Source organism: Streptomyces curacoi, assembly GCF_001513975.1.
Lineage (GTDB): Bacteria > Actinomycetota > Actinomycetes > Streptomycetales > Streptomycetaceae > Streptomyces > Streptomyces curacoi.
Window position 1 is genome coordinate 809,301 of record NZ_KQ947985.1, and the last position, 19,370, is coordinate 828,670.

Genomic DNA, 19,370 nt, shown 5'->3' on the forward strand with positions numbered 1-19,370 from the left:
TCAAGGGGCGGGCGGGCGGCGCACAGCGATGCGCCGCCCGCCCGCCTCGTGCTTGTTCACGCCCTTGCCGTGACCCTTCTCTCACATGGTGCAAAGAGCACGAAAAGTCATACATGGAGCATTCGGCGTGTGGCTGTCTTGTGCGCGGTGTGTAAAGTCCGGGGGCCGAGAGCCATGGAAGGGACCGATCCGGTGAACAAGAAGCTCGCGGCCGCACTGTCCGGCGGTGCGGTGCTGGTACTGGCACTGACGGGATGCACGAGCGACGAGGGCAACCCGGAGCTGGACGCCTGGGCCAAGAAGGTCTGCGACGCCGTGCCGACGCAGAACGCGAAGATCTCGGCGGCCTACGTCGCGATCACGAAGGCGGCCAAGGACACCACCAGCACGCCCAAGGAGCTCCAGCAGGCCGACTCCAAGGCCTTCCAGGACCTGGCCGACGGCTACAAGGCGCGCGCGACGCTCATCAGCAACGCCGGGGCGCCCCCCGGCGTCGAGGGCGGCGCGCGGATCCAGAAGGACGTCGTCAAGAAGCTCACCGCCCTCTCCGCGGCCTACGCCGACCTGAAGAAGCAGGTCGACGGGCTGAACACGAAGGATCAGGCCAAGTTCGCGTCCGGTCTGAAGGACGTGTCGGCGGAGATGAAGCAGGTGGAGACCCAGCGAAAGAGCGCGGTCAAGGCGCTGAAGAAGCTGGAGTCGGGCGACACCAAGAAGGCGCTGGCCTCGCAGGAGGGCTGCAAGCAGGCCGCGTCGGCGTCCGCGTCGGCCCCCGCCACCGACAGCTGAGCCGCCCTCGGGGGCGGGCGCGGGTGACAATGAGGGCGTGAGTGACTCCCGCCTGTCTGCCCTGCCCGCCACCGACCGCCCCGATGTGGCCGCCCGGCTGCGTGACGCCCTGCTCGGGGCCTCCTTCACCGCCGACGGGTTGCTCGAACTGCTCGGCGCGCCCGCGTACGCGGCGCTCGCGCGCAGCGAGACCGTGCCCGCGCTCCGTGCGACCCAGGGGGACACACCGCTGGAGGCGCTCGTACGGCTGTTCCTGCTGCAGCAGCCCGTGCCCCACGCGCGCGTGGCGGGCGTTCTGCCCGTCGAAGCCTGTCTGGAGAGCGGGTGGCTGGTCCGGGTCGGTGGCGACCTGGGCGGCGACCTCGCCGCGACCGTGGACGTGCGGCCGTACGGCGGGCCCGGCGGCGAGGACTGGTTCATCGTGTCCGACCTCGGGTGCGCGGTCGGCGGGGCGGGCGGCATCGGCAGCAAGGAGGAGGGCGTCGTCCTCGGCGTCGGCGGCGCCTCCACGACCCTCGCCGGCATCACCGTCCGTACGCCCGTCGCCTCCGCCCTCGACCTCGGCACCGGCTCCGGCATCCAGGCGCTGCACGCCGCACAGCACGCCACGCGCGTGACGGCGACCGACCTCAACCCGCGCGCGCTGCACATCACCGCCCTGACGCTCGCGCTGTCCGGGGCCCCGGCCGCGGACCTGCGGGAGGGCTCGCTGTTCGAGCCGCTCAAGAACGGTGAGACGTACGACCTGATCGTGTCCAACCCGCCCTTCGTGATCTCGCCGGGCGCGCGGCTGACGTACCGCGACGGCGGAATGGGCGGGGACGATCTGTGCCGGTCGGTCGTTCAAGGAGCGGGGGAGCGGCTGAACGAGGGCGGGTTCGCGCAGTTCCTCGCCAACTGGCAGCACGTGGAGGGGGAGGACTGGCAGGACCGGCTGCGCTCGTGGGTGCCGAGCGGGTGCGATGCCTGGATCGTGCAGCGCGAGGTGCAGGACGTCACGCAGTACGCCGAGTTGTGGCTCAGGGACGCCGGTGACCACCGCGGTGACGTGGCCGAGTACCAGGCGCGATACGACGCGTGGCTGGACGAGTTCGAGGCGCGCAAGGTCAAGGCCGTGGGGTTCGGCTGGATCACCCTGCGGAAGACGTCGGCCGCCGTGCCCACGATCACGGTGGAGGAGTGGCCGCATCCGGTCGAGCAGCCGCTCGGTGACACGGTCCGGGCGTACTTCGACCGCCTCGACTACCTGCGGGCACGTGACGACGCGGCCCTGCTGGCAGACCACTTCAAGCTCGTCCCCGAGGTCGTGCAGGAGCAGGTCGGGCTGCCCGGCGCCGAGGACCCGGAGCACGTGGTGCTGCGGCAGAACCGCGGCATGCGCCGGGCCACCAAGGTGGACACGGTCGGCGCGGGCTTCGCGGGCGTGTGCGACGGCTCGCTGAGCGCGGGCCGCATCCTGGACGCGATCGCCCAACTGATGGGCGAGGACGCCGTGTTGCTGCGCGACCGTACGCCCGCGCAGATCCGGCTGCTCGTGGAGCAGGGGTTCCTCGAACCTGTGCGGTGACGCCGCGCGGGACACGCTCCAAGGAGGGAACACACTCCAAGGAGGCGGAGCGCACCCCAAGGAGGCGGAAGACACCGCAAGAAGAGGACGACGGTTACGACGCCCCGCTCGGCGACTGCGCCAAACCGCACACCGACCAGGTCATAGGCGCTGTTCGCGAGCCGGTGAAATGAGCCACAAGAAGGGCGCCGACAACGCGGTCAAGCCGTGCGGCAACAAATACGAGTCGATCTCAACGCCGGATGCGGAGCGCACCGGCTACGGCTGGATCCCGGAGTGGGTGGACCGGGATGAGGGTTGGGAAGAGGCTTCAAGAAGATCGTGTTCACGGTCAGCCGGACCGACGACAAGAAGTCGACCGGAAAGATACTCATGGCCCGCGTGCTCTGAGGTTTGCGAGGCCGGTGAGGACCGCGGGGGTCGTGGGGCTGCCGTGCCCTTCTGGGGCCCAGGTTCCGCGAGTCGACTGCCGCGTCGGCCCGGCGTTCACCTGAGGTTCGCCTGAGCGCTGCCCGGGCGTGTCAGTCTCGCCGGGCTGGGCACTCGCGGACGGGAGAAAAGGGGCAAGCGGAACCATGGAAAGGGGACCGGCGATCTTCGCTGGGGTGGTGTTCGCCCTGTTCGGTGGTGGGCTGCTGGCATGGACCACGGTCCGCGTACGGCAGCGCCAACCCGTCGCTCACAGTGTGAGCCCCGTCGCATCTGCGACGCTCGCCGGCCTTGTCTCGGTGATCGCGCTGATCATCGGAATCTGGTGCTTCACCCGCCTCTGAGAACGGCCCGCGAGCTGCGAGGCCGATAATTGGGAGGACGCCTTCCGGAAAGGCTCGAAAAGGACGGTGGGCACTCCGGGCGGCAGGAATGACGGAAGTCGGGTTACCGTTCGAGTGGCCGTTGCGGGCTTTTCCCGTTTGACAACGGGGCGGGATGTACCGTCACACTCCGCAGCGTCACCACCCACCCGACCCCGGGACGTAGGCCTGGGGAGGCCCCAGCGTCGACCGGAGAGAAGAGCGAAGTTGTCCCCGACCAGCGAGACCGCACAGGGCGGCCGCCGACTCGTCATCGTCGAGTCGCCTGCCAAGGCGAAGACGATCAAGGGCTACCTGGGCCCCGGCTACGTAGTCGAAGCGAGCGTCGGGCACATCCGCGACCTCCCCAACGGCGCCGCGGAGGTGCCCGAGAAGTACACCGGCGAGGTCCGCCGCCTCGGCGTGGACGTCGAGCACGACTTCGAGCCGATCTATGTCGTCAACGCCGACAAGAAGGCCCAGGTCAAGAAGCTCAAGGACCTGCTGAAGGAGTCCGACGAGCTCTACCTCGCCACCGATGAGGACCGCGAGGGCGAGGCCATCGCCTGGCACCTCCAGGAGGTCCTCAAGCCCAAGGTCCCGGTCAAGCGGATGGTCTTCCACGAGATCACCAAGGCCGCGATCCAGGCCGCCGTGGCCAACCCGCGCCAGCTCAACCAGAAGCTCGTCGACGCCCAGGAGACCCGCCGCATCCTCGACCGCCTCTACGGCTACGAGGTCTCGCCGGTCCTGTGGAAGAAGGTCATGCCGCGCCTGTCGGCCGGCCGTGTCCAGTCCGTCGCCACCCGACTCGTCGTGGAGCGGGAACGCGAGCGCATCGCGTTTCGTTCTGCTGAGTACTGGGACCTGACGGGCACCTTCGCGACCGGCCGCGCGGGGGATCCGTCGGACCCGTCGTCGCTGGTCGCCCGCCTGCAGACCGTCGACGGCAGGCGAGTCGCGCAGGGCCGCGACTTCGACTCCCTGGGACAACTCAAGAGCGCGAACACCCTCCACCTCGACGAGGCGAACGCCCGCGCCCTCGCCGCCGCCCTGGAGAACACCCGCTTCTCGGTGCGGTCCGTCGAGTCCAAGCCGTACCGCCGCTCGCCGTACGCCCCGTTCCGTACGACGACGCTGCAGCAGGAGGCGAGCCGCAAGCTCGGCTTCGGCGCGAAGGCCACGATGCAGATCGCGCAGAAGCTGTACGAGAACGGCTACATCACGTACATGCGTACCGACTCCACGACGCTGAGCGACACCGCCATCGCCGCGGCTCGTGCCCAGGTCACGCATCTGTACGGCGCCGACTACCTGCCGCCCCAGCCGCGTACGTACGCCGGGAAGGTCAAGAACGCGCAGGAGGCCCACGAGGCGATCCGCCCCTCCGGCGACCGCTTCCGCACGCCTGCCGAGACCGGGCTGACCGGCGACCAGTTCAAGCTCTACGAGCTGATCTGGAAGCGGACCGTCGCCTCCCAGATGAAGGACGCGACCGGCAACAGCGTGACCGTGAAGATCGGCGGCGCCGCCGCCGACGGCCGGGACGTCGAGTTCAGCGCGTCCGGCAAGACGATCACCTTCCACGGCTTCCTGAAGGCCTACGTCGAAGGCGCCGACGACCCGAACGCCGAGCTGGACGACCGCGAGCGTCGCCTGCCGCAGGTCAACGAGGGCGACGCGCTGAGCGCCGAGGAGATCACGGTCGACGGGCACGCCACCAAGCCCCCGGCCCGCTACACCGAGGCCTCGCTGGTCAAGGAGCTGGAAGAGCGCGAGATCGGCCGCCCGTCGACGTACGCGTCGATCATCGGCACGATCCTCGACCGCGGCTACGTCTTCAAGAAGGGCACGGCCCTGGTGCCGTCCTTCCTGTCCTTCGCCGTGGTCAACCTCCTGGAGAAGCACTTCGGGCGGCTCGTCGACTACGACTTCACCGCCAAGATGGAGGACGACCTCGACCGCATCGCCCGCGGCGAGGCGCAGGCCGTGCCGTGGCTGAAGCGGTTCTACTTCGGCGAGGGCACCAGCAACGGCGACGCGGCCGACGCCGGCAACGGCGACGGGGACCACCTCGGCGGCCTCAAGGAGCTGGTGACCGACCTGGGCGCGATCGACGCACGCGAGGTGTCGTCGTTCCCGGTGGGCAACGACATCGTGCTGCGGGTCGGCCGCTACGGCCCGTACATCGAGCGCGGCGAGAAGGACACCGAGCAGCACCAGCGCGCCGACATCCCGGACGACCTCGCCCCCGACGAGCTGTCCGTCGAGCTGGCCGAGGAACTGCTGGCCAAGCCCAGCGGTGACTTCGAGCTGGGCACCGACCCGGCCACCGGTCACACGATCGTCGCCAAGGACGGCCGCTACGGCCCGTACGTCACCGAGGTGCTCCCCGAGGGCACCCCGAAGACCGGCAAGAACGCCGTCAAGCCGCGTACGGCCTCGCTGTTCAAGTCGATGTCGCTCGACACGGTGACGCTGGACGACGCGCTCAAGCTGATGTCGCTGCCGCGTGTCGTCGGCACCGACGCCGAGGGCCAGGAGATCACCGCGCAGAACGGCCGCTACGGGCCGTATCTGAAGAAGGGCACGGACTCGCGTTCCCTGCAGTCCGAGGAGCAGCTCTTCACGATCACCCTCGAAGAGGCACTGGCGATCTACGCCCAGCCCAAGCAGCGGGGCCGCGCCGCCGCCAAGCCGCCGCTGAAGGAGCTGGGCGCGGACCCGGTCAGCGGCCAGCCGGTCGTCGTCAAGGACGGTCGCTTCGGGCCGTACGTCACGGACGGGGAGACCAACGCGACGCTGCGCTCCGGCGACAGCGTCGAGACGATCACCCCGGAGCGGGGCTTCGAGCTGCTCGCCGAGAAGCGTGCGAAGGCGCCCGCCAAGAAGACGGCGAAGAAGGCCGCCGCGAAGAAGACGACCGCCAAGAAGGCCGCCCCGGCCAAGAAGACGGCCGCCAAGAAGACCGCGGCGAAGAAGACGACGACGGCTGCGAAGAAGACGACCACGAAGCGGGCGGCGGCCTCGAAGTCGTCGGCGGAGGACTGAACCGCCCCCTCCGCGCCGCCCGACGGGCCTCTGTGAAGGCCAAGAGGGCTCTCGCAGGGGCCGGTTGACGGCCGGTCGACGGCCGGTCGACGGTCCGGCTCTTCACCACCGGTTCGCAAAACGAACGCCTCGGCATCAGTTTGGTGTCGGGGCGGGCGTTCGTTCGGACGGGCGCGCCGGGCTGTCAGTGCGTCCCGATAGGCTGAAAGCATGACGCGAGCCGAGCAGCCAACGGCCCCCAACACCGCACCGGACGACGCCCTCGCGGTGGACTCCCGCGAGCGCGCCGTCCGCGCCCTGCTGCGCCGACCGCAGCTCAGGCGCTTGTGGAGCGCGCAGTTGGTGGGAGGTGTCGGTGACATCCTCGCGCTCCTGGTGCTGGTGCTGCTGGCCCTTCAGGCGGCGATCGCCGAGGGGTCCTTCGGCGGCGGCTACCGGGGCGTGGCGTTCGCAGTGGCGACCGTCTTCGGGGTGCGCATCCTGGCGACGCTGCTCTTCGGTGCCGTACTCCTCGGCCCCCTGACGTCGCTCACTGCCCAGGAGGGTCCGCTCGACCGGCGCTGGACCATGGTCGGCGCGGACGGCCTGCGGGCCGCCCTGCTGATCGTCGCGCCGCTGTGGATCGACTGGACGCCGGACAACGCACTGGCCGTCCTCCTGGTCACCGTCTTCGTGACCGGCGTCGCCGAGCGTTTCTGGACGGTGTGCCGGGAGAGCGCGGCCCCCGCCCTGCTGCCGCCTCCGCCCCCGGAGGGCGCGACGGTACGACCGCTGCCGGACCACATGGACGCCCTGCGCCGTCTGTCGCTGCGTACGGGCTTCGTCGCGATCCCCCTGGCCGCCGCCGCACTCGTCGTCGCGGCGCTGCTGAACAACCTGCTCGGTGCCGGACTCGACTGGTTCGGCCAGCACCAGGCGGCCCTCGCGTCGTATGTCGCGGCCGGCCTGTTCGCCGCGTCCCTGTCCGTGCTGACCTTCCTGGAACTGCCCGGCACACGCACCCCCCGCGCGCGGTCGCCGCTTGAGGGGCTGCGTCGGCCCAAGACCGGCACGGGCGTCGACAAGGGCCGTACCGGCGCGATCCCGCTGCTGGTGACGGCGTGCGCGGCCGTCGCCGGGGCGGTGTCCGCCGGGGTCGCGGTGGCCGTGCTGCACGCCAAGGACCTGGGCGGCGGGCCGGTGCTGTACGGCCTGCTGGTGCTCGCGCTGACCGGCGGCGTGGTCGTCGGCATCCGTACGGCTCCCTCCGTGCTGCCCGCCCTGTCGCGGCGCCGGCTGCTGGCGCTGGCGATCGCCTTCACCGGCATCGCGCTGCTGGCCGCGGGACTCGTCCCGGACGTCACCACCGTGCTGCTGATCGTCGCGCTGTCCGGGATCGGCGCGGGCGTGGCCGCCAACACCGGGCACACGCTGCTCGACCAGGAGGCCGAGGAGTTCCGGCGGCCCCGGACCACGGAGCATCTGCACGCGGTCGCCCGGGTCTGTGTCGCGCTCGGCGCGGTGCTCGCGCCGCTCGTTGCCGCGCTCATCGGGCCGCACCGGCTGGAGAGCGGCAAGTTCGTCTTCGCGCACGGCGGTGCCGCGTTCACGCTGATGCTGGTCGGCGCGCTGCTGCTGCCCCTGGCCGCGCTGGTGCTGGCCAAGGCCGACGACCGTTCCGGTGTGCCGCTGCGGCAGGACCTGAAGGACGCGCTGCTCGGTGGGGACGACCCGGAGCAGGTGCCCGCGACGTCCGGCTTCTTCATCGCCCTGGAGGGCGGCGACGGCGCCGGGAAGTCCACCCAGGCCGAGGCGCTCGCCGAGTGGATCAGGAACAAGGGCCACGAGGTCGTCGTCACGCGCGAGCCCGGGGCGACGCCGGTCGGCAAGCGGCTGCGGTCGATCCTGCTGGACGTGTCGAGCGCCGGACTGTCGCACCGCGCGGAGGCGCTGCTGTACGCGGCGGACCGCGCCGAGCACGTCGACACGGTGGTCCGGCCCGCGCTGGAGCGCGGCGCGGTCGTGATCTCGGACCGCTACATCGACTCCTCGGTCGCCTACCAGGGCGCCGGCCGTGACCTGTCCCCGACGGAGATCGCCCGGATCAACCGCTGGGCGACCCACGGCCTCGCGCCGCATCTGACGGTGCTGCTGGACGTCGCGCCGGAGGTCGCTCGCGAGCGGTTCACCGAGGCTCCGGACCGGCTGGAGTCGGAGCCGGCCGAGTTCCACGCGCGCGTGCGGTCCGGTTTCTTGACCCTGGCCGCGGCCGACCCCGGCCGGTACCTGGTGGTGGACGCGGGCCAGGAGCCCGAGGCGGTGACGACCGTCATCCGGCACCGGCTCGACCAGATGCTGCCGCTGTCCGAGGCGGAGATCCAGGCGCAGGAGGAAGCGCGCCGCAAGGCCGAGGAGGAGGCCCGCCGCAAGGCCGAGGAAGAGGCCGCCCGCAAAGCCGAGGAGGAGCGCCTGGAGCGTGAGCGCCAGGAGCAGCTCGCCCGGCTGCGCGCCGAGGAGGAGGAGCGCAAGCGGCGCGAGCTGGAGGAGGCACAGCGCCGCGAGGCCGAACGGCAGGCGGAGGAGGCCCGGCAGCGGGCCGAGGAAGCGCGTCGGCGGGCCGAGGAGGAGCGCCAGCGGCTCCTCGCCGAGGAGAAGGCCCGCGCCGAGGAAGAGGCGCGCCGCAAGGCCGAGGAGGAACGGCGCCGCAAGCAGGCCGAGGAGGAGGCGCGGCTGCGGGCCGAGGCCGAAGCACTCCGCCTGGAGAAGCAGCGCAAGGCGGAGGAGGCTCTGCTGCGGGCCGAGGAAGCCCGCCGGCTGGCCGAGCAGGCGGCGGCTCAGGCACAGGCGGGGCCGAGGCCGGCGGGGCCCGGGGCGGGGGTCGCCGCGGGAGACGCGGCGACTGTGCCCACACCGGTGGTGACGCCGGGGAAGGCGCCGGACGGGGCGTCGGACGAGACGACCGTGCTGCGGCCGGTGCGGGACGAGGAGCGGGGCGGTGAGCGATCCGCCGCCGACCGTGCTCCCCGGGAGTCCGACTCCGAGGTGACGACGAAGCTGCCGCAGCCGCCGGTTCCTCCGGGGGCGGACGAGACGTCGGTGCTTCCGCCGGTGGTGCCCGGTGCCGCGGACGAGACGTCGGTGCTTCCCCCGGTGGTGCCCGGTGCCGCGGACGAGACGTCGGTGCTTCCCCCGGTGGTGCCCGGTGCGGCCGACGAGACGACAGTGCTTCCGCCGGTTCCGCCGGGGGCCGCGGACGAGACGGCTGTGCTGCCTCCCGTGTCGGGGGAGCCCGCGGATCGCGTTCCGCCGGGGCTCTTCCGGAACGACGAACGCACTCGTGAGATGCCTCAGGTCGACGAGACGGGTGCGCCTCGGCAAAGGGCTCGCTCCGACTGGGCCGAGGAGACGCCGCTGGACGATCTGCCGACGTTGGCGGACGAACTGCTGGGGCCGCACGAGGACGAGTACGACGACGAGGGCGGCCGGGGACGGGGCCGGCGGCGCTGAGCGGTGCCTCTTGGTCACACGCTTGGTCTGCCGCTTGGTTCCGCTGGGTCTGACCGCCCAGCGGTCGGCCGCGGAGCTGCCGGGCAGCGGTGCCGGGCCTGTTGTCAGTGGGCCCCCGCACAATGGATCCCGCACCGCGAAATGTGAGCGAAGGGCGGCGTGACCGTGACCGTATGGGACGACCTGGTCGGCCAGGAGAAGGTGAGTGAGCAGCTGGCCGCTGCCGCTCGGGACGCCGATGCCCTCGTCACCGCAGTCGCCGCCGACGCGCCGCTGCCCGAGGCGTCGAAGATGACGCATGCCTGGTTGTTCACGGGGCCGCCAGGAGCGGGCCGGAATCAGGCGGCGCGGGCCTTCGCCGCCGCCCTGCAGTGCGTCAGCCCCGATCGGGCTCTCGGCGGAGTCCCCGGCTGCGGTTTCTGCGACGGATGCCATACGGCGCTCGTCGGCACGCACGCCGATGTCACCACCGTCGCCGCCGTCGGCACCCAGATCCTCGCCGACGACATGCGCGACACCGTCCGCAAGTCGTTCACCTCACCGGCCATCGGACGCTGGCAGATCATCCTCGTCGAGGACGCCGAGCGGCTGAACGAGAAGTCGGCCAACGCCGTCCTCAAGGCGGTCGAGGAGCCGGCCCCGCGGACGGTCTGGCTGCTGTGCGCCCCCTCCATCGAGGACGTCCTGCCCACCATCCGCTCCCGCTGCCGCCACCTGAACCTGCGCACCCCCTCGGTCGAGGCCGTCGCCGACATGCTCGTCCGGCGGGAGGGCATCGAGCCCGACGCCGCCGCCGCGGCGGCCCGCGCCACGCAGGGGCACGTCGACCGGGCCCGCCGCCTGGCCACCGACCCGGCCGCCCGTGAGCGCCGGGCCGCCGTCCTCAAGCTGCCCCTGCGCCTCGGCGAGATCGGCGGCTGCCTCAAGGCCGCCCAGGAACTCGTCGACGCCGCCGCCGAGGACGCCAAGCAGCTCGCCGAGGAGATGGACGGCAAGGAGACCGAGGAGCTGAAGGCGGCGCTGGGCGCGGCTCAGGGCGGCCGGATGCCGCGCGGCACGGCGGGCGTGATGAAGGACCTGGAGGACAAGCAGAAGCGGCGCCGTACCCGGACGCAGCGCGACAGCCTCGACCTCGCCCTGACCGACCTGACCGCCTTCTACCGTGACGTCCTCGCCCTCCAGCTCGGCTCCCGCGTCGCCCTCGCCAACACCGACGCCGAGGACGCCCTGGAGCGCCTGGCCCGCGACAGTTCCCCGGAGTCCACGCTGCGCCGCATCGAGGCGATCGCCGCCTGCCGCGACGCCCTCGACCGCAATGTGGCGCCGCTGCTGGCGGTGGAGGCGATGACCATGGCACTCAGGGCGGGCTGAACACCGGAGTCCACGCAGTCCCCTCCCGCCCCTCCCTCCTCCCCCCCCCGCAAGTGATCAACGGAGGTTGACCATGTAACTCGTACGAGCCGTGGTGTGCACGCACGGCATCCGAGCCGCTGCGCAGAGTTACGCTCGCCTGATGCACACCAGGCGCAGCTCCCTACTCAGCCAAGCTCCGAGCCCGAGCGGGCGCGGTCCACGCCAACGCCGCTCGAACCCCCGCCGAGCACGCACCGCCGGCGCCCTCCTGGCCGCCGCCACGCTGCTCGTCTCCGCCTGCACCGCCGGTGGGCGGCCGAGCAGTCCGGGGCGCCCGGCGGCCGAGGCGGCGCTGACCGCGCTGCCGCGGTCGACGCCCGCAGCGGTCGCGTCGTACTACGGGCAGAAGCTGAAGTGGCGCGACTGCGGGGCACCCGGCTTCCAGTGCGCCACCATGAAGGCGCCGCTCGACTACGCGAAGCCCGACGCCGGGGACATCCGGCTCGCCGTGGCCCGCAAGAAGGCGACGGGCCCGGGCGAGCGGCTCGGGTCGCTCCTTGTGAACCCGGGTGGCCCGGGCGGCTCGGCGATCGGCTACCTCCAGCAGTACGCGGGGATCGGCTACCCGGCCGATGTGCGCGCCCGCTACGACATGGTCGCGCTCGACCCGCGCGGAGTCGCCCGCAGCGAGCCCGTCGAATGCCTTGGCGGGCGGGAGATGGACAGGTACACGCAGACGGACTTCACACCCGACGACGAGCAGGAGACCGGCGAGCTCGTCGACGCGTACAAGAGGTTCGCCGAAGGGTGCGGCGCGGATGCGCCGGGCCTCCTGCGCCACGTCTCCACCGCGGAGGTGGCCCGGGACATGGACATCCTGCGGGCAGCGCTGGGCGACGAGCGGCTGACGTACGTGGGCGCGTCGTACGGCACCTTCCTCGGGGCGACGTACGCCGGGCTCTTCCCGGACCGGGTGGGCCGGTTGGTCCTGGACGGCGCGATGGACCCCTCCCTGCCCGCCCGCCGGATGAACCTCGACCAGACGGCGGGCTTCGAGACGGCGTTCCAGGCGTTCGCGCGGGACTGCGTCCGACGGCCGGACTGCCCGCTGGGCACGAAGGCGAGCGACGTCGGCGCGAACCTCAAGGCCTTCTTCCGCAAGCTCGACGCACGGCCCGTACCGACCGGCGATCCGGACGGCCGCAAGCTCGGCGAATCCCTCGCCACCACCGGCGTGATCGCGGCGATGTACGACGAGGGCGCCTGGGCGCAGCTGCGTAACGCGCTGTCCGCGGCGATGGAGGAGAGGGACGGCGCGGGCCTCCTCGCCCTCTCCGACAGCTACTACGAGCGCGACGCCGACGGCCGCTACACGAACCTGATGTTCGCCAACGCGGCCGTGAACTGCGTGGACCTCCCGGCGGCCTTCGCCACCCCCGACGAGGTCCGCCGATCCCTCCCCGCCTTCGAAAAGGCGTCCCCCGTCTTCGGCGAGGGCCTCGCCTGGGCCACCCTGAACTGCGCGTACTGGCCGGTGGCGCCGACCGGCCAGCCGCACCGGATCGAGGCGCGGGGCGCGGCCCCGATCGTCGTGGTCGGCACCACCCGCGACCCGGCGACCCCGTACCGCTGGGCCCGCTCCCTCTCCCGCCAGCTCTCCTCGGCCCGCCTCCTCACCTACGACGGGGACGGTCACACGGCGTACGGACGGGGCAGCACCTGCGTCGACAAGACGATCAACGCGTACCTGCTCCGCGGGACGCCGCCCACCCGCGACAAGCGCTGCTCATAGCCCCTGGCCCGGCCCCGGACACCGCCGTGCCGGGGCCGGGCCAGCGGCCGCACAGCGTCTGGGGGTGGGCCCGGGGCGGGCCGGTGCGGGCCCGGGTGCGGGGCCGGAGGGGGCTGGTACGGAGCACCTCGGAAACTGTGTAGACTTACCGACGTTGCTGATCGCACCATAGTGCGGACGGCGCGCCGCCTTAGCTCAGATGGCCAGAGCAACGCACTCGTAATGCGTAGGTCTCGGGTTCGAATCCCGAAGGCGGCTCTTCTGAAACCCCAGGCCAGACGCATCTGACCTGGGGTTTTCTGATGTGACTCAGGGGTGGGCGGACCGAGGGCCTCGTTCGCGCTCCCGGTAGCGGTTGTCACGCGTCGGCCTCGGGGATCTGGGTCGCGGACGTCAATCCTTGGTGGGGCAGGGCGGTTGTCTGGGGGCTTCGGGGCGGAGTTGATTGCGGACTGTCGGCGGGTAGCGGTCTCCGACGGCCTGGCAGAGGCGGGCGACCAGGGGGCCTGACTCCAGTGGCACGGAGACGGGGCCGACCAGCCCGTATCCATGGAGCGCTGAGCTTCGAAACTCCCACACGGCTACGTTGGTCAGGCTGGTCAGGCCGGCGATGCGCCGGCCGTCGGTGTCCCAGATCTCGATGGACTCGTAACCGCCTGGGTTTCTGGAGACGTACATCGCGATGCGGTTCTTGCTGAACGCCGCGATCGAGGACAAGCCTGCCACCCGCACATGGCGCACTTCTCGACCAAGTCCGGGTTGCCAGAGTGCGAGACCCGCGTTTGTCAGCACGGCCGCCGTGTCGCCCTCGGCGTTGAAGAGTGCGCTGTCTTCGGCCGCTGCCGCATACTCCGGAATGCGGTGGGACTGGGACCTGATGCGCTGCTCGCCGGCAGGGGGAAGGTGCCAGAGTTCGGCGACTCCGTCTCCACGCACCAGCAGAAAGTCGTCGTGATGGGCGGGCCGGGCCACCAGATGAGTGCACGTTCGGCTCTGCGGGCCGGTCGAAGGGGGTGCGCACTTCGGTCCTTCGAAGTCCGAGAGCCTCCCGGTGGTGCCGTCGAGCCGGTGCAGTCCCCTGCTGTCGAGCAGAAGGAAATCGCTGTCGCCAAAAGGTTGAACGGAGATAATTTCGTCACCCGACCCCGATGCTCTTTCGATTTCGTGGAGTCCGTTCACCTCGTACAGGCCCCAGCTGGAATATCCATGTGTGAGCAACATGGCGGAGTCATTGCTGAACAGAGGGTGTGTCGAATGGTCCGCTTCGACGTGCACCGTCCTCTGCTCAAGATTGCGCAATGCGTTGCCGGGGCTCGCGATCGAGAGAACCGCTTTGGCTTTTTCGGTGGGGACCAGCGCCGCGATCCGTTTTCCGCTGGGGGACAAGGTCATGTCCTCCATAGCGCTGCTCGGATCGAACCCTGGAAAGGGATGACGTGTCTGCTCCATCAGGGCGTACAGCACGTCTGCGCCCTGCGCCGTGACCATGAAGGTTCTGCCCCGGTCCTCGCTCACGACGACTCCGACGGGTTCCTGGGTGTAGGGGAGGACTCCCGAGTGGCGTTTCCCGCTTCCGCTGTCGTGCCAGAAGGCGAGAGTCGCCTCGCCCTCGCCGAACGTGCCCTGTCCACTCTTCCCGAAATACCTCCCGGTGGCATCGGATTCCTCGACACCCCAGGCTCGGCCGCCCGCGGGGACTGGTTTCGCGGACGTGGGGCTGTGGAAGGTCCAGGATCCGTCGGGCTGCCTGAACGCGAGCGTCCGGCCACCGCTGCCCGTGACCACATCGTGCAGGCTCTGCTTCTTCCAGACCGGCTGTCCGGTGTCCACATCGGCGAGGCGTACGGAATACCTGCTCTCGACACGGTTCTGCTCGCCGGGTACGGGCACATCAAAACCCGAAATGACCAGTATCGATTCGTTGCTCGCAGCAGGGCTCGCAGCAGGGCTCGTAGCAGCGCTCCCAGCAGGGAGTGCCACCGTGTCCGGACATTCGTCCGCCCCAAGGAGACCGTCCGGCAGAGAGACGGTCTTTGCGGCGTCGATCTCCCGAAGGTGCAGTCTTGTCCTTGTCTCGCCCTTCTCACCGCACACGGTGTCGTAATTGTTGTGCGACATGAAATGCAGCAGTCGTCGGCCGTCCGCCGAGAAGTCCAGAACCTCGGTGGTCGCTGCATGCTTGCCCGGCTTCCAGCGCCAGTCCGCGATCCGCTCGCCTGAATCCGCCGCCCACACCACGATGCGCCCCTCGCTCGTGGCGGCAGCGATCCGACTCCCGTCGTCACTGACAGCCACGGCCTCGGTCTCGGCCGGCGTGCCTGCCAGGCGCCGCTCGGCCGGATGGGCGGCGTGGATGCCGGCGACGGAGACGACTTGGGAGCGACCGTAGGAGCCGTACAGCACAGCGAGTCGGCCGGCGTCCCGGGAAGCCTGAATGCTCCGCACGGCGCCGCTCACAAAACCCGGGCGAGCCTTCGAGACCGAGAACATCCGCTGGTACTGACGCAGCAGTGCCTCATACGCCCTGGGCGTGTCGGCGGAGCCCCGTGCGGCGAGGGCCAGGAAGACGCTGTTCACGGGGTCACGCTGCGCGTACTCGTCGGACAGCGCGGCGAGACGCTCGGAGTCCCTCTCGGCGGCCTGGCGGTCGTCGGCCCGCTGAACGGCGAGGATGAGAAGGCCGGCCAGCACGCACAGGGCCGTGACCAGGCCGACAGCGGTTCGGCTGCGGACCAGGCCGCGACGGTGACGTCGTTGGCTCGCGGCGAGGAACTCCCTTTCGCGCTCGGTGAGTCGGGTGGAGTGCTTGCCCGCCTGGACGCGGGCGGTGGTGAGGTCCCTGCCCTGTAGAAGCAGCGCGGGGTCGCGGTCACCGTCGCGCCATTCGCCGAGGCGGCGGCGGAACTGCTCCTGCCAGGCGCGGAAGTCGCGGGACTCGTCCAGCCAGCTGCGCAGCCGGGGCCACGCGCGTACCAGGGATTCATGGGCCAGGGTGACCGTTTCCTGACCGGCGCTGTCACGGCCGAGGACCACAAGCCGTGAATCGGCCAGGATGTCGGCGGCGGCACGAAGGTCGCCGGGCAGGTCGGCGAGAGCGAGCGAGGTGAGACCGTATCCCGCCTCGCCCGTGGGGATGGCCAGTTGTTCGAAGAGGCGACGGGCGGCGGTCTCGTCGAGTCGGCCGCCCGGCCGGCACACCATGGCGAGGCGCTGCTCGGCGTACGTGGACAGCGCGCCCCACACGCCACCGATCTCCTGATACGCGCAGTGGGTGAGCAGGCCGTTGGTCCTGCGTTCCCAGAGTTGGGCGAGGACAAATTCGATCATGGGCAAGGCGCCGGGCGCATGGCCGACGTCGGCGCCGGCGTCGGCGAGGATCCGCTCCGGCAGCCCGGTCTCGAAGGCGGTCCCGGGCAGGCTGCGCACCGGAGCGCTGATGATCTCCGCGAGTTGACCGGCGCTCATGGGGGCGAGCATCTGGACGCGCACGCTGAGCGTTTCGGGTTCGTGCGAGACGACAAGGTCCTCCAGGGAGGCGGACCGCAAGGTCGCGAGCACACGCAGCCGTCGGCCGTCCGGTCCCGTCGCACGGGTCATGGCGAGCAGCGTGTCGAGCAATTCACGTGCCTGGTCCGGATGCGCGCCGACCACTTCCTCGAACTGGTCGAGCAACACCACATGACCGGCGTGGCCCGCGTGCTGAAGCAGATGAGCCGCGAACAGTACGGCGGTCTCGGCCCGCGCCGCGGCACTGTCGGCGTTCGCACACACTTCACCGGCCAGCTCGGCGAGGAGAACCGCATGGGGGAACTGGCCGCGCAGGGCGGTCAGCAGGACGCGCGTGGGGTTCGCCCCCGGCTGACGGACAAAGTCGGTGACCGTGTACCCCGTCCCGCGCAACAGGGGCAGCACACCGGCTCGGACGAGGGAGGACTTGCCGACACCGGAGGCACCTGCCACCGGGACGAAGGCGGTGTCGGCGACCGCGTCGGCGATGCGGACGGCGTCCCTGGTCCGCCCGTGGAAGACGGACGCGTCCTCTTCGCGAAACGCCTGGAGGCCGCGGAAAGGGCATGTGCGTGAGGCCGGGTCGAGCGCCAGCAGGGTGGCGGTGGGGATCAGATAGGCGGTGGTGGCCGCCTCGCCGTGATCCGCGGCCACGGTCATGCCGACCACGCCGCCCTGCCTCAGATCCCACACCGGGGCCCCGCTGAAGCCCTTGCCGATCGGGGCACCCCAGGGTGAGGGCCGGGTTTCCATCGCCGTCCAGCCGTTGCCGACGGGTGCGCGCAGCCGGCCACTGACCCAGACACCGTGGTCACTGTGCTGGGGGAAACCAAGCACGCGAAACGGGTGACCCCACACCGGCGCGTCGCCCGCCAACGGCAACGAGCCGGTTCCCGGAACCGGCTCGGGCAGTCTCAGCAGGGCGATGTCCCCGCCGCCATCCGCCCGGACGGGCACCCACCGCTCCACGACCGCACGGGCATCGGTCCGTACCTCGCTGAGCAGAGGGAAGTCCACACACACCGGGTCCGAGGGCGGCACCACATCGGTCTCGTCGGTGCCGAGTGCCTGGGCTACCACATGGGCGCACGTGCACACCAGGTCGGCGCCGAGGAGGAATCCACTGCCGATGACCTCGCCGTGGACGCTCCACACGCGAACGGTGCCACGGACGATGACTTCGTCGTCAGCGGGCCCCGGTGGCATCCGCGGACTCCGGTCCGTCTGCGGGGGCAGGCGATGGCGCCCATTCCATGGAGACCGTGAAGTTGGCCTCCGTGGTGCCCCGCGCGATCACCACGCCGACTTCGGCGGAAAGCGAGATGCCGAACTCCACCGTCACCGCGCTCGGAGGTTCGGTAAGGCTCCGCGCTGTCTCCATCACGGCACTCAGAGCGGGTCGTGTCCGAGCCAGGGCCTGCTGCAACGTCTGTGCCGCGCCGACGACCACCCTGTCCCCGCGCCCCACGCGATCGACGCCACCGGGCCTGGCCCCCGACACCTGCACCAGCACCCGATCGCCGCTGTCGAGGAGCATCTCCCCAACCCACTCCATCAACGCCCCCCTGCCGTGGCTGCGCGAACCGTCCTCCTGCGATTACAGACCGAGCGCCCTGCCGCGGCCACCGAGATGAGAGGCGTTCACCGCCATGAACGACATACAGGGAAAACGTCCCGCACCGACAGGGGGTGGATGCTAGGGGCCGCCTCCCCGCCCGCGCCTCAACCGGTTGAAGCACCGGCAGGAGTCTTCACCTGCTGGGAGAAGACCGCGGCTCCACCTGGCTGGCAAGTCGCCGACCACGGGCCCGCTCTCCCGTGGAACGGGTCAGCCGTGGAACGGGTCAGTGCGTCAGGGACACGATCGCCGGGTGGGTGCCCATGAGGCTGACCGTCTGCTCGTCGTGGACGTGCAGACCCGCCGATTCGGCGAGGCGCAGGTGTTCCTCGGCGTTGTGCAGCAGCAGTACCGCTCGTCCCGTGCCGGGCTTCAGTACGCGGCGGACCTGCTGGTAGAACGCGGACGGTTGCCGGGCGAGTACGCCGGCCGGGTCGACCTGGAGACCCCAGGGCGGGTTGCCGATCACCCGGTCGATGGTCCCGTCGGCGACCGGCAGGCGTCCGGCGTCGGCGACCGCCCAGGCGATCGGGTCCTGCCCGGCGGGCCGGGCCGCGGCGGCGTTGGCGGCGGCCAGGGCCAGCGTGGCCGGGTCGTGGTCCGTGCCGAGCAGCCGCAGGCCGCTCACCGACAGCTGGGATTCGATGAGGAGGGTGCCGGTGCCGCAGGACGGGTCCAGGACTCGGGCGCCGGGGAAGAGGTCCGTGAGTCCGGCCATCGCCGCGGCGAGCGGGGGGTGCAGCGTGCCGCGTACCGACTCCTGCTTGTACGTACGCCGGTGCAGGGGCCGTTCGGCGATCCGCACGGCCAGCACGGCCTGATCGCCGTCGAGCGTCACCCGGACCGGGAAGGCGGTGCCCTCGTCGCGGACCGGGCCGTCGCGCCGGGAGCGGTAGGGCAGCCCCAGGACGGCCGACACCTCGCGGCCGACGGCGTCCTCGATGTCGTACCGGTTGAAGTTGCGCTTGCCGAGGTAGGACGCGACGACGTCCACCCGGGTGGCGCCCTCCGGGCCGCCGCACCGGTGGCGCAGCCGCAGCAGCTCACGCCACTTCGCGGTCCGCGCGGGCTTGTCGAACCGGGCCAGGTCCGCTTTGGTGTGCCCGACTCCGCCCAGCGTCGCCGCCACCAGGAACACATCGTCCACGGTCCGCAGTTCCAGCAGCCTGCTGTCGGGCTCCTCACAGGAGAAGTGGACCTCACGGTGCCGCAGCCGCTTCACGACGCCCAGACCGCGTGAGGTGATCTCCTGGGCGGCGATCTCCTCCAGCCCTCGCAACGTCCGTGCCAAAAGCCGCACGTTCACGTGCGATTCCTCCCGCTGGCTGTGCATGGCGTCCAGGAACCGCTGACCTCCCGGAACCCGAGAAGTGTACCGGGGTCGCCGCGCCGGACCCCGGGGCCGCCGCCTCGGCC

Annotated in this window: 10 protein-coding genes and 1 tRNA gene; 8 read left to right on the forward strand and 3 right to left on the reverse strand. The window is 71.1% G+C overall.

Translation table 11 applies throughout. The features are described from left to right. Positions 1-174 precede the first annotated feature (174 nt). The 8 genes from AQI70_RS09195 to AQI70_RS09230 all read left to right on the forward strand — a co-directional run bounded on the left by AQI70_RS09195 (position 175) and on the right by AQI70_RS09230 (position 13,087). On the forward strand, positions 175-789 hold the full coding sequence (locus AQI70_RS09195) for a hypothetical protein (protein WP_062146269.1): 615 nt from the start codon (positions 175-177) through the stop codon (positions 787-789). A gap of 37 nt (positions 790-826) precedes the next feature. Next, the gene (locus tag AQI70_RS09200) at positions 827-2,356 is read left to right on the forward strand and encodes a DUF7059 domain-containing protein (protein WP_062146270.1); all 1,530 of its coding nucleotides are present in this window, start codon (positions 827-829) and stop codon (positions 2,354-2,356) included. 575 nt (positions 2,357-2,931) lie between these two features. Beyond that, positions 2,932-3,129, forward strand: a complete 198-nt coding sequence (locus AQI70_RS09205; protein WP_062146272.1) for a hypothetical protein — start codon at positions 2,932-2,934, stop codon at positions 3,127-3,129. Between the two features lie 246 nt (positions 3,130-3,375). Then, entirely contained in the window at positions 3,376-6,198 is a 2,823-nt protein-coding gene (topA, locus tag AQI70_RS09210; protein ID WP_062146274.1) for a type I DNA topoisomerase, read from the forward strand. Between the two features lie 210 nt (positions 6,199-6,408). After that, positions 6,409-9,684 carry a dTMP kinase gene (gene tmk / locus AQI70_RS09215; protein ID WP_062146276.1) on the forward strand — a complete coding sequence of 1,092 codons (3,276 nt, stop codon included), beginning with the start codon at positions 6,409-6,411 and terminating at the stop codon, positions 9,682-9,684. 165 nt (positions 9,685-9,849) lie between these two features. Next, on the forward strand, positions 9,850-11,055 hold the full coding sequence (locus AQI70_RS09220) for a DNA polymerase III subunit delta' (protein WP_062146580.1): 1,206 nt from the start codon (positions 9,850-9,852) through the stop codon (positions 11,053-11,055). A gap of 142 nt (positions 11,056-11,197) precedes the next feature. Continuing rightward, the gene (locus tag AQI70_RS09225) at positions 11,198-12,829 is read left to right on the forward strand and encodes an alpha/beta hydrolase (RefSeq protein WP_244181528.1); all 1,632 of its coding nucleotides are present in this window, start codon (positions 11,198-11,200) and stop codon (positions 12,827-12,829) included. Between the two features lie 184 nt (positions 12,830-13,013). After that, positions 13,014-13,087 (forward strand) — tRNA-Thr (locus tag AQI70_RS09230). 135 nt (positions 13,088-13,222) lie between these two features. Here the strand turns inward: AQI70_RS09230 and AQI70_RS09235 are convergent. From AQI70_RS09235 to AQI70_RS09245, 3 genes are all read right to left on the reverse strand, one after another. Further along, the gene (locus AQI70_RS09235) at positions 13,223-17,542 is read right to left on the reverse strand and encodes a S1 family peptidase (protein ID WP_062146278.1); all 4,320 of its coding nucleotides are present in this window, start codon (positions 17,540-17,542) and stop codon (positions 13,223-13,225) included. Further along, a complete protein-coding gene (locus AQI70_RS09240; protein ID WP_208607318.1) occupies positions 17,523-17,873 on the reverse strand; it encodes a CU044_2847 family protein in 351 nt (116 codons plus the stop codon). The genes AQI70_RS09235 and AQI70_RS09240 overlap by 20 nt, the downstream gene beginning before the upstream one ends. 307 nt (positions 17,874-18,180) lie before the next feature. Further along, on the reverse strand, positions 18,181-19,260 hold the full coding sequence (locus AQI70_RS09245) for a methyltransferase domain-containing protein (protein ID WP_244181529.1): 1,080 nt from the start codon (positions 19,258-19,260) through the stop codon (positions 18,181-18,183). Positions 19,261-19,370 lie beyond the last annotated feature (110 nt).

Excerpts from the sequence above, each read along its gene's own strand:
- tmk (WP_062146276.1), top strand. The coding sequence starts at position 6,409 with ATGACGCGAGCCGAGCAGCCAACGGCCCCCAACACCGCACCGGACGAC.
- AQI70_RS09205 (WP_062146272.1), top strand. The coding sequence starts at position 2,932 with ATGGAAAGGGGACCGGCGATCTTCGCTGGGGTGGTGTTCGCCCTGTTC.
- AQI70_RS09240 (WP_208607318.1), bottom strand. The coding sequence starts at position 17,873 with ATGCTCCTCGACAGCGGCGATCGGGTGCTGGTGCAGGTGTCGGGGGCC.
- AQI70_RS09195 (WP_062146269.1), top strand. The coding sequence starts at position 175 with ATGGAAGGGACCGATCCGGTGAACAAGAAGCTCGCGGCCGCACTGTCC.
- AQI70_RS09235 (WP_062146278.1), bottom strand. The coding sequence starts at position 17,542 with ATGCCACCGGGGCCCGCTGACGACGAAGTCATCGTCCGTGGCACCGTT.
- AQI70_RS09225 (WP_244181528.1), top strand. The coding sequence starts at position 11,198 with ATGCACACCAGGCGCAGCTCCCTACTCAGCCAAGCTCCGAGCCCGAGC.